Origin of the sequence: Salipaludibacillus keqinensis, assembly GCF_003226325.1 — a bacterium.
Taxonomy (GTDB): Bacteria; Bacillota; Bacilli; order Bacillales; family Salisediminibacteriaceae; genus Salipaludibacillus; species Salipaludibacillus keqinensis.
In genome coordinates this window covers 333,082-347,347 of record NZ_PDOD01000004.1, presented here as the reverse complement: position 1 = coordinate 347,347, position 14,266 = coordinate 333,082, and the positions used below count along the sequence as shown (strand labels likewise).

17 protein-coding genes are annotated in these 14,266 nt (G+C 38.3%); 8 read left to right on the top strand and 9 right to left on the bottom strand.

Annotated elements, in window-relative coordinates; translation table 11 throughout:
* Positions 1-91: 91 nt before the first annotated feature.
* The gene (locus CR194_RS16480) at positions 92-850 is read right to left on the bottom strand and encodes an SDR family NAD(P)-dependent oxidoreductase (protein ID WP_110611043.1); all 759 of its coding nucleotides are present in this window, start codon (positions 848-850) and stop codon (positions 92-94) included.
* The gene (gene mutY, locus CR194_RS16475; protein ID WP_110611041.1) at positions 850-1,935 is read right to left on the bottom strand and encodes an A/G-specific adenine glycosylase; all 1,086 of its coding nucleotides are present in this window, start codon (positions 1,933-1,935) and stop codon (positions 850-852) included. The genes CR194_RS16480 and mutY overlap by 1 nt, the downstream gene beginning before the upstream one ends.
* A gap of 137 nt (positions 1,936-2,072) precedes the next feature.
* Between mutY and CR194_RS16470 the strand changes: the two genes are divergently transcribed.
* Entirely contained in the window at positions 2,073-3,059 is a 987-nt protein-coding gene (locus CR194_RS16470; protein WP_110611039.1) for a metal-dependent hydrolase, read from the top strand.
* A 71-nt stretch (positions 3,060-3,130) separates the two neighbouring features.
* Here CR194_RS16470 and CR194_RS16465 read toward each other — a convergent pair whose 3' ends face one another.
* Positions 3,131-3,397: a YfhJ family protein gene (locus CR194_RS16465; RefSeq protein ID WP_110611037.1), complete on the bottom strand. Its 267-nt coding sequence runs from the start codon at positions 3,395-3,397 to the stop codon at positions 3,131-3,133.
* A 90-nt stretch (positions 3,398-3,487) separates the two neighbouring features.
* Between CR194_RS16465 and sspK the strand changes: the two genes are divergently transcribed.
* Together sspK and CR194_RS16455 are read left to right on the top strand one after the other, a co-directional pair.
* Positions 3,488-3,640, top strand: coding sequence for a small acid-soluble spore protein K (gene sspK / locus CR194_RS20815; RefSeq protein ID WP_332888679.1), 153 nt, complete (start codon positions 3,488-3,490; stop codon positions 3,638-3,640).
* A 49-nt stretch (positions 3,641-3,689) separates the two neighbouring features.
* Positions 3,690-3,851: a YpzG family protein gene (locus CR194_RS16455; protein WP_110611033.1), complete on the top strand. Its 162-nt coding sequence runs from the start codon at positions 3,690-3,692 to the stop codon at positions 3,849-3,851.
* A 45-nt stretch (positions 3,852-3,896) separates the two neighbouring features.
* Here the strand turns inward: CR194_RS16455 and CR194_RS16450 are convergent, their stop codons facing one another.
* From CR194_RS16450 to recX, 3 genes are all read right to left on the bottom strand, one after another.
* Entirely contained in the window at positions 3,897-4,214 is a 318-nt protein-coding gene (locus CR194_RS16450; protein ID WP_110611031.1) for a YfhH family protein, read from the bottom strand.
* A 259-nt stretch (positions 4,215-4,473) separates the two neighbouring features.
* Complete coding sequence (locus CR194_RS16445) at positions 4,474-6,141, bottom strand: L-lactate permease (protein WP_110611029.1); 1,668 nt, start codon at positions 6,139-6,141, stop codon at positions 4,474-4,476.
* A gap of 245 nt (positions 6,142-6,386) precedes the next feature.
* Positions 6,387-7,202, bottom strand: coding sequence for a recombination regulator RecX (gene recX / locus CR194_RS16440; protein WP_110611027.1), 816 nt, complete (start codon positions 7,200-7,202; stop codon positions 6,387-6,389).
* A 157-nt stretch (positions 7,203-7,359) separates the two neighbouring features.
* On the opposite strand from recX, the gene CR194_RS16435 reads away from it, so the two are divergent.
* The 5 genes from CR194_RS16435 to CR194_RS16415 all read left to right on the top strand — a co-directional run bounded on the left by CR194_RS16435 (position 7,360) and on the right by CR194_RS16415 (position 10,019).
* Positions 7,360-8,265, top strand: a complete 906-nt coding sequence (locus CR194_RS16435) for a TIGR01777 family oxidoreductase (RefSeq protein ID WP_110611025.1) — start codon at positions 7,360-7,362, stop codon at positions 8,263-8,265.
* Positions 8,266-8,364: 99 nt separating this feature from the next.
* A complete protein-coding gene (locus tag CR194_RS16430; protein WP_110611023.1) occupies positions 8,365-8,490 on the top strand; it encodes a YfhE family protein in 126 nt (41 codons plus the stop codon).
* Positions 8,491-8,538: 48 nt separating this feature from the next.
* Positions 8,539-8,691 (top strand): YfhD family protein, encoded by a 153-nt coding sequence (locus CR194_RS16425; protein WP_110611021.1) that lies wholly within the window; start codon positions 8,539-8,541, stop codon positions 8,689-8,691.
* A gap of 173 nt (positions 8,692-8,864) precedes the next feature.
* Positions 8,865-9,071, top strand: coding sequence for a hypothetical protein (locus CR194_RS16420; protein WP_110611020.1), 207 nt, complete (start codon positions 8,865-8,867; stop codon positions 9,069-9,071).
* A gap of 84 nt (positions 9,072-9,155) precedes the next feature.
* Positions 9,156-10,019, top strand: coding sequence for a hypothetical protein (locus tag CR194_RS16415; protein WP_110611018.1), 864 nt, complete (start codon positions 9,156-9,158; stop codon positions 10,017-10,019).
* 144 nt (positions 10,020-10,163) lie between these two features.
* On the opposite strand, the gene treR is transcribed toward CR194_RS16415, so the two are convergent.
* The 3 genes from treR to CR194_RS16400 all read right to left on the bottom strand — a co-directional run bounded on the left by treR (position 10,164) and on the right by CR194_RS16400 (position 13,878).
* Positions 10,164-10,880, bottom strand: coding sequence for a trehalose operon repressor (treR, locus tag CR194_RS16410; RefSeq protein ID WP_110611016.1), 717 nt, complete (start codon positions 10,878-10,880; stop codon positions 10,164-10,166).
* Positions 10,881-10,902: 22 nt separating this feature from the next.
* Positions 10,903-12,597 (bottom strand): alpha,alpha-phosphotrehalase, encoded by a 1,695-nt coding sequence (gene treC / locus CR194_RS16405; protein ID WP_269845726.1) that lies wholly within the window; start codon positions 12,595-12,597, stop codon positions 10,903-10,905.
* 441 nt (positions 12,598-13,038) lie between these two features.
* Positions 13,039-13,878, bottom strand: a complete 840-nt coding sequence (locus CR194_RS16400) for a FixH family protein (protein WP_110611014.1) — start codon at positions 13,876-13,878, stop codon at positions 13,039-13,041.
* Between the last annotated feature and the right edge of the window lie 388 nt (positions 13,879-14,266).

Below are 14,266 nucleotides of genomic sequence, written 5' to 3'. Positions count from 1 at the left end.
AACTATTCCCTTTGAATCCTCGAAGTTTGTTCAAGTTTTCATACTCTGTGTGAGCAACAGAGCTGATTCTTTTAGGAGACCATCTTAACATCTAAAAATTAGACTTTGACTGTCCTCCATCCACGTTGATTGTCGCTCCGATGACCCAGCGTGATCGTTCAGAAGCTAGGAATAAGACGACATCTGCCACTTCTTCTACAGTTCCAAATCTTCCGGCCGGAATTTGATCATTGACGAACTTCTCAATTTTCTCCGGATTTTCTTCTAATCGTTTTTGCCAATTACCTGTGGGATGCAAAATGGAACCTGGAGCCACTCCATTTACACGAACACCGTCTTCAACTAACTCATCCGCTAATGATTTTGTGAAGCTGATCATAGCAGACTTGGCACTGTTATATGTTGGTTTACCTCCGGACTCTCTGCCAAATATGGATGAAATATTTATAATTGAACCTTGCTTTTTCTTTCTCATATATTTAGCTGCATGCTGACTTAATTGAACAGCGGAGAAGAAATTTAGTTGCATAGCCTCTTCAAACTGATTTACTGGCGTTTCCATTGTCTTTCCACCGCTGCTCCCACCGACATTGTTAACTAAAATGTCAATGTCTTCAAATGTATCAATAAATTGACTAAATACCGTTGTTCTTTCGTTCTCATTCGCCAAATCAGCTTGGAACACTTGGACGCCCGGTAAGTCCCGCTTCGCCTTGTGTAAATCTTTCTCATTTCTTGCCACAATCCCCACGTTCGCTCCTTCAGCTATAAAAGCTTTCGCAATCCCTTTACCAATTCCTTTAGAACCACCGGTTACAAGAACCTTCTTATTTTCTAATTGCAAGTCCATCATAAATCCTCCTTTTTAACTAAAGCACCATCAATAATTTTCTGATGCGAAACTGGAAATGGATACCAGTTAACATCTTCTACTTGAACGAAGTGTCTTCCTAATGTCTCGTCATACAGTTCATCACTATGACCAGCTTTGACGATCGCTTCATATACACTAATTTCCCACACAATATGAGAAAAAACATGCTTCACTTCCTGAACTTTATTTGTAATATCGGCTTTCAAACCAAGAGTGGTGATATAAGCTGTTAGATCATCAAGATTTTCTGTCTCAGCTTCAATATTGGGAAATTGCCATAACTTTGCTAACAGCCCAGTGTCAGGACGCCTTTCAATAAGAATACGTCCATCATGATCGCGTAGAATCACCGCTTTCATTTTGAGCTTTTTTGGTGGCTTTTTCTTTGCTTTCACAGGTAATACGTCTTGAACACCTTCAGCTTTTGCTGAACAATGATTTTGAACAGGACATAACAAACAGGAGGGGTTCGTTGGGGAACAAACCATTGCACCTAGCTCCATTAATGCTTGATTAAAGTCTGAGGAACGGTCTTGAGAGATCAGTTCCCTAACGATGGATTCAAATGTTTTTCGTGTTGAAGCTTTTGAAATATCATCGTATATAGTATAAATTCTTGATAGGACTCTCATCACGTTTCCGTCTACTGCTGGCGCGGGTATATTATAAGCAATCGATAGAATAGCTCCAGCCGTATAAGGACCTACACCTTTTAAATCCCCTATTTCTTTTTCGGTTTTAGGAACTTGTCCACCATATGATTGACTAACTTCTTTCACTGCTTGATGGAGGTTTCTTGCTCTAGAATAATACCCCAATCCCTCCCAAGCCTTTAACACTGTCTCTTCCTCCGCTTCAGCTAAATCATGTATAGTCGGAAATAAATCCATAAACCGTTGAAAATAGGGAATGACAGTATCAACTCTTGTTTGTTGGAGCATAATTTCCGAAACCCAGATTTTATAAGGATCCCTTTCTTTTCGCCAAGGAAGGTCCCGTTTATTTTCGTCGTACCATGCAAGTAGATCTTGTTGAAATTTATGGTTATCTTTTGTTTTCATGAAATATTCTCCTTTTGAAAGAGGGTCTAATAGGGTATGAATAGGATAAAGGTTGTTTCTTTTTGAAACGAGTGAATACACATGATACTATAAATTATCATACCTATATACTCAAATGTTGGCTAGGAGGGAAATACATGGACACTGGAACCCATGTCGTCATGGGAATAGCCATAGGTGGTTTAGCAACTCTTGACCCTGTTGTTGCCGGGAATCCGGAAATGACTCAAGCTGCCATGATAGGGGTTCTTATTGGGTCACAAGCTCCAGACTTTGACACTGTTCTTAAATTACGGAACAATGCTACTTATATTCGAAACCATAGAGGAGTGACACATTCTATTCCTTTTTGGTTTATTTGGCCAACATTGATTACATTGTTTCTTTATTTAATCATGCCGAATTTAAACTTATACCATTTATGGGCGTGGACCTTCTTTGCTGTCTTCATCCACGTATTTGTAGATATTTTTAATGCATACGGTACAAAAGCTTTCTCACCATTTTACCCAAAATGGCTAGCACTAGGTATCATAAATATATTTGACCCGTTTATTTTCCTCGCCCATATTGTAGCTATCACCTTTTGGCGGTTCGGCTATAATCCCGGTTGGACATTTTTGTGGATGTTTGGCGTCATCATCCTTTACTATTTATGGAGAATCAGCGTTCAAAGGAAGGTATATAAGAAAGTTAAATCATTTCATCCTGACGCTACTCATATTTTCACCTCTCCTACATTTAAGTGGAATTTATGGCATGTCGTCGTCCGAACTCAGAGTATGATGTACGTTGCAGAATCAAGAAAAGGCACGATCACTTATTTTGAATCTTATCCATTTGAACCGATCCCTAATGATCAAATCATTGAAGCTGCAAAACAAGATAAAAATTTATCGGCCTTTTTATCCTTTTCCCCTGCTTATCGTTGGGCCGTCTCTATTGAAGGACATGGATATTCAGTGAAATTTGTTGATTTACGGTACCGTAGCAAAGGATACTACCCTTTCGTAGCAATCGTACGTCTAGATGAAAATTTATCGGTCTTAAATTCCTATACAGGCTGGATATACAATACAGATACACTTAAACGGAAATTACATGTACCAGCGAACCAGTCGTAATGGAAAGGTGCCATGAGAACAGTTAACACAGTTCGCATGGCACCTTTTTTTCCGAGGATAATTTGTGAGGATCAATGGTAAAACTTCTTTTTATCAAACCATTCACGGTACTTTGGCTTTTCAAGTAATATTTCGTGCAGTCTAGAGCCGTGATTATCGATCCATTGATTTAAAATTCTTTCCGTCATTTCTTTCCCCTGATAATTCCGACCTGATTTCGCATATGTGGCTTCAAAATCTTCCCATAGTAACTCAACCCACGTTCGTGCTTCTGAATAAGAAAGATTATCATTTTGTTCTAATAGCCGATTCGTCAATCTTTCAAAATAATCATGCATAACTTTCACTCCTTTCAAATATTTCTCAGATCAATTCAGTTGATTTCAGGAAATACTAAGACTCCCCCATCAAAAAAGGAGGTTCACCTTTTGCGTAATAACAACAGAGAGTTATCTTCTCGAATTTCCCTTAGTAAGGATAAGCGAGAAATGGCAAGGTTCGCATCTAAGCGTCCTAATGGCTCAATTAAAGATCATCCGCAGGAGCGAATGAGAGAAAGTGGAAAAAACCAACATGAATGATAGCAGTTAGAAAAAGCTTGAAACTTCATTTTTAAGGAGGTTTTTTTCAGTGGTCAAATCTCACCATCGAAAAGCGCTGAAATCTTTGTATGCAGATCCATTCCAATCGCCAAGAGCGAATCCTAAACGTTCTTTCCATCAAGTAAATGGTGAAACAGAACAAAGTTTGCATAATCAAATATTAGAAGTTGAAATGCGCAAAAGAACGTAGCATCCTTTAAGAGGGAATAATGGTATACAATACCAGAAATTCCCTCTATTTTATTCTCTCGCCTAAAATGGATATAGGGACCCCTTCTTGTTCCTTTCCACCATTTCTGTATCCCCATGCAAATACACCGTTCATATAATCTATGTGGAAAAATTCGTTTGGACTGTCTTTCAACTCATATTTCTCCCCAGAATGAAACTCATCTGGATCCATCAAATAAGCTTGAGCCATCAGCATTTTACGCTCATAAACAGCAAATTCATTTACCATACTCATTTGTTCAGCTTTTTGTGCTTTTACTTTTAACTCCGCAATTTCCTGCTGAAGTTCAGCCATTGACATTCGACTAAATTTTTGGTCCATGAAACATTCTCCTTTTTCAAACGATCGTTGTTACTCTCATTATAAAGTTTTTCCTTTGGATGTAAAAGAAAAGAGACCATTCCTGCTACTAACACCTTCTATGAGATCTGTAGATCCTTAAAGTTTTTAACTGGTTGTCATAGACAATGAAAAAGGTAGTCCTCTGTCTCAAAGGAACTACCTAATTACTCATTGTATGAACGATATTCTAGACTTTTCTGTTCTGTAGATGACTCTAGCGAAGCAAATCGAATCGGATTCAAAGAAGTGATAAAATGAGCCCGATCGTCCCTGCGAAAAATGAATAATATAGCATCGGCAAAATTGTCATTCTAATAATTGCCCCTTCTCGACCAACTAACCCTACAACAGAGGCTGCAGCAACAACGTTTAGAACGCAAATCATATTCCCTGCGTTTGATCCCATTACTTGTAACGACAAGATCAATTTAGGATCTGCTGAAATCTGATCTGCTACACTTGATTGGAACAAGCTGAACATCATGTTACTAAACGTAGCACTTCCAGAAATAAATGAACCTAATGCTCCGATGAGTGGGGCCATAATTGGCCATCCACTGCCCATTAACGCTGAGACCGTGTTTGCTAACTCAATAGGCATACTTTCAAGACCACTAGCGTTCTCCCCAGAATTAATAAAAATACGAACCATCGGAACTGCTGTAAATAGCGTAATGGCCGTACCAACAACGGCTTTACCAGATCGTGTAAAAGATAACTTCACTTGTCTTGGATTCATTTTATGAACGAATGCGGTTATTAAAACGACTAATATAAATACAAAGCCTGGAATGTAAAGTGGTTGCAATTGTTCACTAATGGCCGTTCCTAAAATATTATTCCAGCCAACAGAAAAGCTTTGTAACATTTCCCTAAAAGGCAACGCCTCAAGTCGGGTTAGCACAAGAATTAACCCTACTAACAAATAAGGTATCCATGCTCGAATCAAAGAAAGTTTCCTTGTACTTTGCTGATCGTCTCCATCAGTAGAAATTTTCCCAATCCAAGATTCCAGCCAATCCTCTTCCTTGGCAAAGTCCCATGATTCTTTTGGAAGTAAAAAACCTCTCTTTGCTGCCGGGACAACAATGGCCAGTCCAATTAGCCCTCCAAAAATAGACGGGAATTCAGGCCCTAAAAATGTTGCAACGATTAAAGCGGGTATAGTAAAACTTAATCCTGCAAACAAGGCGAATTTCCAAACAGCTAATCCTTCTTTCCAAGACCGGTTCGTACCGAAAAAACGAGTCAATATGATCACCATAATTAAGGGCATTAACGACCCTACAAAGATATCAATTTGCATAATTTGTGAAGCGATATCTTGAATAAATGGAGCCATTCCTCCGCTGGAATCTATATAGGGCTGAACAACAGGGGAAATTTCTCCTCCTTCACGTAACCCTTGATCTACTCCTACTATCACTGGTGTCCCCACGGCACCAAAAGAAACCGGGGAGCTATCAGCAATAAGCGCCAATACAACTGCAGCAAGTGCTGGAAAACCTAAAGCTACAAGCAGCGGTGCCGCAATGGCAGCAGGTGTTCCAAAGCCAGCCGCCCCTTCTATAAATGCCCCGAACAGCCAAGCAATAATGATAACTTGTACTCGTCTGTCAGCCGATACCCCCATAAAGCTTGTTCGGATCGTATCGATTGCTCCTGACAACTTTAACGTATTCAATAGTAAGATGGCTCCAAACACAATATATAAAATAGAAAGACCGATAATAATACCTTCAATAGTAGATGCTGCTATAATAATTACAGGAACTTGCCAGTATAAAAGTGCTAACGCAGCTGTGGCGACTAAACTAATGGTCATTGCTTTAACGGCACTCATTTTTAGCACAACTAGAAATAACATGACGGCAATAATAGGTGTAAGGGCGACAATAGTAGTCATAAACATTATCCTTTCTGTTCTCTCAAAGGTGGGCAAAGAATCTTTATACGTTTATTTTAACACTGTATGTGCATTGTTTCACAATAAAAAGATGGCGATTTTGTTTCTATTTTTAAAGCGCTTTCAATAAATTTTTTAATGAAATCTTTTTGTCTAGCCTCTTCAAGTCGTTCCCTGTAGAGGTTTGTCTACCATCTCAGGGATTTCCGCTTGCTGTTTTGAATCTCCTCAGTCAAATTATCATTTCATTCATCTGATTCCAGCTTGTGTTCAATCCATTCGTCTATTTTATCTGCTGTAAATCCACGCCCATATAAGTATTGTTTCACTCTTTGCTTTCGTTCCCACAATTCTTTTTTCTCATATTTTCTCCAAGCTTTTTCACCCTGTTTATCTACTGCATCCCATTCTAGTTCTGGATCTTCTTCGATTTCGGCTAATTGAACAGCCTTTGAAGCGATTGAATGAGGATAGCCTCGCTGAATAATGAATTGCATTAATTTTTGCTGTTTCTTTTTCAGACTTTCTTTTTTATAAGAAGACTGCTTTTTCTCTACCATGGCAGTTGCATGTTCTAATTGTAGCTCTTCAGAATATTGCTTCATTGCCTGTTCTATATTGATTTTACTTACCCCTTTTTGATAGAGTTCCTGCTCAATTAATAAAGGGCCTTTTTTAGCCGTATCCCTTTTCGTTCTTACAAAGGCTTCACAAAATCGTTGATCATCAATGAAATCCAATTCTCTCAACCTTTTCACCATCCTAGTGATATCTTCTTCAGCCACTTCTAGATCTTTAAGGTAGCGGATAACCTCTGTCTCCGATCGCATCCGATAAGACAAATAATTCAACACTTTCTGCATCGCTTTATCAACATCGTCTTTATCCTTTAAGTTAGATATGTCTGTTTTAGTAAGTTCTTTTCCTTTCGTTAAATGCTCACTAACCAGAACATCTTCAGACACAGAAAAGGCATATTCTTCACCCTCTCCTCGCTTAAGATAAATATGATAACGTCCTTTTGTTTTCTTTGCTGCAGTAATTTTAGTAATAACCGGCATAATCTCTCATCCTTTTTTAAAAACTAAGTTGTGGTGACACGGGCTATCTTCAGAGTTGCTGCCGTGCAAGGAGCTCCTATGTGTTATAAAACGTTTGACAATCCTTTATAAAAGGAAAAAGAGTACATAAGTACATATTAAAACAGGAGGCGATCCAATGAAAGTAGCAATCACCGGTGGAACTGGCTTAATCGGTCAGGCTGTGACGAAAGAATTAACTTCACAAGGGCATCATGTATTCATTTTAACGAGAAATAAATCAAACAAACAGGAAGAAAAACAAGTCTCCTTTGTAGAATGGCTGAAAGATGGCACTGAACCAGAAAAAGAACTTGATGGCATTGACGCTCTTATCAACCTTGCAGGTGAGAACTTAAATAGTGGAAGATGGACATCCGACAAAAAACAAGAAATTTTACAAAGCCGCATTGAGGCTACAAAAGAAGCAGTGCGAATTATTGAAAAAATGGATCACAAACCTTCAGTTTTTCTTAGTGGCTCTGCCGTAGGATTCTATGGAACATCCTACACTAAAACATTTACAGAAGAAGATCGAGAACCAGGAGAGGATTTCTTAGCTGATGTCGTAAAACAATGGGAGGAAGAAGCATTGAAAGCTCCACCTGAAGTTCGTGTCGTGTGTACACGGTTTGGTGTAGTTCTTGATGCTGAAGACGGTGCGTTAAAGAAAATGCTCCCTCCATTTAAATTATTTGCTGGAGGTAAATTAGGCACTGGTGAACAGTGGATGTCGTGGATTCATATTGAGGATGTGGCTCAAGCCCTCGTTCACTGCATCCATCATAAGGATATACAAGGTCCAGTAAATTTCACTTCCCCTGAACCTCAGCGAATGAAAGATTTCGGTAAAACACTAGCTGACACATTAAATCGTCCATTTTGGGCTCCTGTCCCGAGTACGGTTCTTCATATTGCTCTTGGAGAAATGAGCGTACTCGTTTTAGAGGGGCAGAGAGTGTTGCCAAAACAACTCCAAAACTACGGTTACACTTTCACGTATCCAAACTTACAAGAAGCATTTTCTGATTTATTAAAAGACTAGCCGTTGCCTATTTCTTCTATATTCGTCACCTGGAGATCGTATAAATTCCTTTGAATTTGGTCACAATAAATATAGCTGAAGTTAAAGGAGGCTTATGAAATGGAGAGGAAAGTACGAAAGGACAAGGATGAACGACGAAGAATGTCACGAGCCCAAGAAATGTCTTATCAGCCAGCATTTAAAGCTGCAGACCGAGCATTTTCAAATTCCAAGTCAAACCTTTAGTATGAACCCCCAGTTTTCAGAGATCTCATTTAGAAGGAAGGAAGCTTTATGAAAAAAAACCAGCAAGCGGACAAACAGGAATCAAAAAAAGAAGACAACAAGGACGTAGAATATAGCGAAGAGTTAGCAGATATTGAAGATCGTGAAGCAATAAATAGAGCAAAGGCAGCTACTCAGCGTGTCAATAAAGAGAACATATAACTGTATTCTAAAAGTAGCCCTTGTAATACGATTACAAGAGCTACTTTTTATCTATTTATCGGGAAATTAGTCTTTTTCCATTCAATATTAGCATTTTTTTTGACCGAAACCTACACAAAAAGACTCAAGACGGTTATGATAGAAGGAGAGCTTAAAAATAAGGAGTTTATTCATTGTTAGAATTTAGCAGTCTGATCTTATTTTTTCTACTAATCGGCTTTGGTCTTTTTCTTCTTAATGTTTTTACAAGTATATGGGCTTATCGTGATTCATTGAAGAAAGGGAACAGTAAAGAACTCAGCATTGTTATTTTGATCGGTACGTTATTTTTCCCCTTGATTGGTTTGATTATTTACTTGATCATTCGGAACGATGTTTAGATTACATACTTATGTGAAACATCCTTCATCAATCTTTCAAAAAACATAACTATTACAAATTTCAGAAAGGGACGGTGAAGTGATATGTCCGTTTTACCACCTAGTTTTTTAGGAAAGAAAGTATTTTTAGACGGAGACAACCAGCGTCATTACATTTTAAAATATGAAGAACTCAGCGGGAAACGAAAGATTCATGCTTTGTTATTTGACCAAGAAACACCTGTGATTTTTGCGGTTTTAGATTACAACGGGAGGTTCTTAGACTCCTTTTATTTGTCTAATAAGACAACAGTTGAATCTACAGACATCCTCGAACGTTACAAAAAAATCGCCGAACGGAAAAAACAATATAAAGTAACACAAGATGATTTAAAAGATGCTCTTCGCCCAAAAGAAGAAGCAAAAATGAAAAATAAAAACATTATGAAATTACTAACGGATGAATTACTTGAAGATATTAAGCACCAATGGCCTTCAAGGCTCATTGCCCTTCAGAATGCTGATGGTAAATCTGATCAATCATTGATTATGATTGCCTTAAAGGATGCTCTAGAGCAAGCAAATGCTTTGAAATCTTTCCATTATCTGTTACATCATCGGTTAGATTCATATATTCCGATGTTAGCTGAATATATTCAAGATCATCCGCAACTTATTGAGGAAGTTCCGGAATACTACTTAAGCTTTAATCATGCTAGAATTGTTGAGGAATTTCTATTTAATGCCGTAAAGCATGTGGAAATTGACAATTCAGACCTCATTGAAAAAATATTGCAGCAAGCTCAGAAGATTGACCATGTTCATTATTCAACGGTACTTCGTCAACTCCTCGTTAAGTTATTTAGACGTGCCAAAGGGGAAACTGACGACTCATCTAAACAGTGGTTGAATAAAACCGTCCACGATCAGTCTCTTAGATCAACGATTGTAGAAATCTTGAAAAAATAGGTAGAAATCTCAACAGAAGGCCTGATTTATATCAGGTCTTTTTCTTATGAGAAAAGTGATAATCCTTGCACCTATTCAAACCTATTTTTTTTACAAAAAGCCGTTGATCAGGAAACACTTCCTAATCAACGGCTATCATTTAAATTATCCATGAGTTCTTCGAGCGAAGTCTACAAACTTAAATTTATCAGGGCGATGCCTTGATTCCGTGTATTGAAACAGACTGGCATCATCGAAATATACATAGTTCTTTACTACGACTACATTGTAAAATCCATCTAACTTCAGCAGTCGCCGATCTTCTTCTGTAGGTTCAACGACAATAATCTCTTTTTTTGCAAAACTAATCGTCATACCCAATTCATTTTCAATATATTCGTAAATCGAGTTTTCACAAATCTCTTTCGTTAAATGTTCCACGTACATTTGATTAAAATAATCCTTATCTAGGATAATGCGCTCTCCATCAATTTCTCGAACACGATGAACTTTCCATACATGTTGACTATCTTTTAAATGCAACTGCTGCTTGATTTCTTCATCAGGCGTGATAAGTTCCAGTTCTTCGACATGAGTTTGATGCTTTTCACCAATTTTCCCCGCCAATTCTTTAAAACTAACTAGACCGGAAATGGGAAAATCAAATTTGCGCGCATCCAACACAATGGATCCTTTTCCTTGAACCTTTTGGATAAAACCATTTTGTGAAAGAAGGTTAAGCGCCTTGCGGATCGTTTCTCTCGATGTAGAATAATCTCTCAACAAATCATGTTCAGATGGCAGTTTCGAATGAGCAGGATACTTACCTTCTCTAATATTATCTGCAATCTCTCGATAAATTTGTAAATATTTATTTTGCATGGGCATCACCAAACCAATCTTATCATGCTTTCTTCAAATGATAAACTAATGACTCGTAAGGTTTAATCAACATCGATTCCTGCAAGCTAGCATCCACTCGGTCATTCGAAACAAGCAGTTCAACTTCATAATCAGCTAAATCAATGTCTTTAGGCAGGTTAAATGTCGCCTCTCCCTCATAAAAATGATTAATCACGAGTAGTTTTTCGTTCTTATAATTGCGCACATAAGCAAACAAACGGTCATCGTCTTCTAAAATTAGCTGATAATCTCCATAAGTAATAATATCTAATTCTTTACGAAGCTGGATCAGTTTCTTGTAATGATAAAAAATGGATTCTTTGTCTTTCACTGCTGCTTCAGCATTAATCGTTTCGTAGTTGTTTGCAACAGGGATCCAAGGAGTTCCTTCTGTAAAACCGCCATGCTGTTCATTATTCCATTGGACGGGTGTACGGGAATTATCACGTGATTTAGCTTGAATCACTTTAAGAATTTCCTGATCATCCATGCCTTCTTGCTTTTTCGATTCATAAAGGTTTAATGTCTCAACATCTCTGTAATCATCAATGGAAGAGAATTTCGGATTAGTCATTCCAAATTCTTCACCTTGATATATATACGGTGTTCCTTGCATCATATGAATAGTCGTTGCCAGCATTTTCGCCGATTCCTTATGATATTTACCATCGTTCCCATACCTTGTGACAACACGTGGTTGATCATGGTTACACCAGAATAAGGCATTCCATCCGCCTCCTTGATGCATTTCCGATTGCCATTTCGATAAAATTTGTTTCAGTGCTTGAAAATCAAAGTCTGCAATCGCCCATTTTTCACCATGAGGATAATCAACTTTTAAATGATGAAAATTAAACGTCATGCTTAATTCATTTCGGTCAGGACGAGTATACTTTATACAGTGATCTACAGTTGTAGAACTCATTTCTCCTACTGTCATGACATCGTACTTAGAGAAAACTTCACGATTCATTTCCTGCATATATTCGTGTACTCGAGGCCCGTCTGTATAAAACTTACGACCGTCTCCAGGTGCTACAGAACCATCATCATTAGGAAAACGCTGATCTTTCGAAATAAGGTTAATGACATCAAGTCGGAAGCCGTCTACGCCCTTATCAAACCAATAATTCATCATTTCGTATACATCATTACGAACTTGTTCATTCTCCCAGTTTAAATCTGCTTGCGTCACATCAAACAAGTGCAAGTAGTATTGCTCTGTTTCTTCGTCGTACTTCCAAGCGTTCCCTCCGAATTTGGATTGCCAATTCGTCGGTTCTTTTCCATCAATCGGATTTTTCCAAATATAATAGTCTCGGTAAGGGTTATCTTTGCTTGAAGCAGATTCCTTAAACCAGCGATGCTCGGTAGACGTATGATTAACAACAATATCCATAATGATTTTCAAATCTCGGTCGTGGGCTTCAGAGAGAAGACGGTCAAAGTCTTCCATCGTGCCATACTCTTCATGAATGCTGTAATAGTCACTTATATCGTATCCATTATCCTTTTGTGGCGACTCGTATATTGGAGTGAGCCAAATAACATCCACACCTAATTCTTTCAAATAGTCCAATTTTTCGATAATCCCTTGAATATCACCAACACCATTTCCCATCGTATCATTAAAGCTCTTTGGGTAAATTTGGTACACTACTGACTTTCTCCACCATTCACTCATTTGTTCGCTCATTTTATGAATCCCTCCGTTAGTTGTGCTAAGGAAAACCTTTACACCTTTTATTGGTTAAATTATAACTTGTATATACAAGATAGTAAAGTCGATAAGGAATTACAGAAAAGTTCATGATCGTCTTTATTTTTTGTCTACCCGTTTTTTCATAACTCAACCTTTTAGTTCAAGGTATAGTCTGCCTCACTTTACTTGGTTCAGGTAAACCCAAACCGGCTACCGGTCGGCCTACGGGCTACAGACCCTCTCAAACCGACTACAAAACCGTTCAAACTGGATACAGTAGGCCCTGAACGGAATACAGAACGTACTTTGCATTTTATATGAGTGTGTAGATATCAATTTTTTTAACAGTCTTGTCGTTCACAACTCAAAAATCTATCGTTTCGGAACAACAAACAAAACCCCCGATCCTTTTCCAGGACGGGGGTTTCAAGTCTGTTATTCTACTTCTAATAAATATTGGACATGTTCATGGATTTCATCATCTTCAAGATGAACCATGATATGATGTTCACCAGGCTCTTCAAACTCATGAACCGCTTCATATAGACCGTCTTCTACTTCTTCAGCACTAATCCACTGGTGCCGGTCATCTCCATGTTTCCACACTTCAAACTGTACTTCTCCATTCACCCATGATGCTTCTTCCCATTCAACTTCCACCTGCAAAGACACTTCCTCTTCAACCGATGCTGACTCGTTCGTTTTCCAATCCAAACTTAAGCTTTCGTGAAGGTGTCCGTGATCATGACTATGGTCTCCATGGTCATGATCTTGGTTAGCATCGTTATGACCATGATTATCTTCGTTATGGTTGTGGTTGTGGTCGTTGGATTCTTCCCCTTCTGTTTCTTCTTGAACCGGGTCACCTACAATAATTTCTCCCACAGGCATGACATGGCTGCCTCTTGCTGTTACGTGGGGCTGAACCATATACACCGCTTCTTCAGTAAATTCATGTGAAACTTCATAAATTCCCTCTTCTCCAGGAAGATCTGCTTCAATCATGACACTATCGCTTTTCTCACTGTCTATCCATACTTCGAAAATGACTTCACTTGCGTCATCTACAACCTCTTCACCTTGAGTAACATAAGCTTGAAGATCCAATTCATCTCCCGGTTCAGCTGATTCAGGAATGTTCAACTCAGCTGCTAAAGGATCTAAATTAATATCGTTCACATTTGTAGCACCAGAATTCTCTGGTTCCGATTCTCCACATGCAGACATAACTGCAATGAAACTAATAACAATGATCGATAACACTATTTTTCTCATCTTGTTCACCTCATGTATGATTTCAAATTTATTATCCTAAACGTGTTTGCAAAGTAATCATACATGAATTTGTATTCACTTTCCATTAGGTTGAGAAACTTCACATAAACTTCACCAACCAGTAAGCATTAGCACCCTTATTGAGAGAATAGTCACTAGGCTATTCTCCGTCATGCCCCGTCAAATAAGAGTCACACGAAATGACTTCCCCTCGGATTGGAAATATATAAATCATAAGATCAATTGCCCTGAATCGTTCTTTTCATGTATAATAATACTATCATCCATACGTAAAAGACTGGGCGCTGCAACGCCCAGTAAAAGCAACCATATTGCCGCCGTGATAGCGGCTGACCAACATTTTAAAGTACTATTAGAAATAGACACC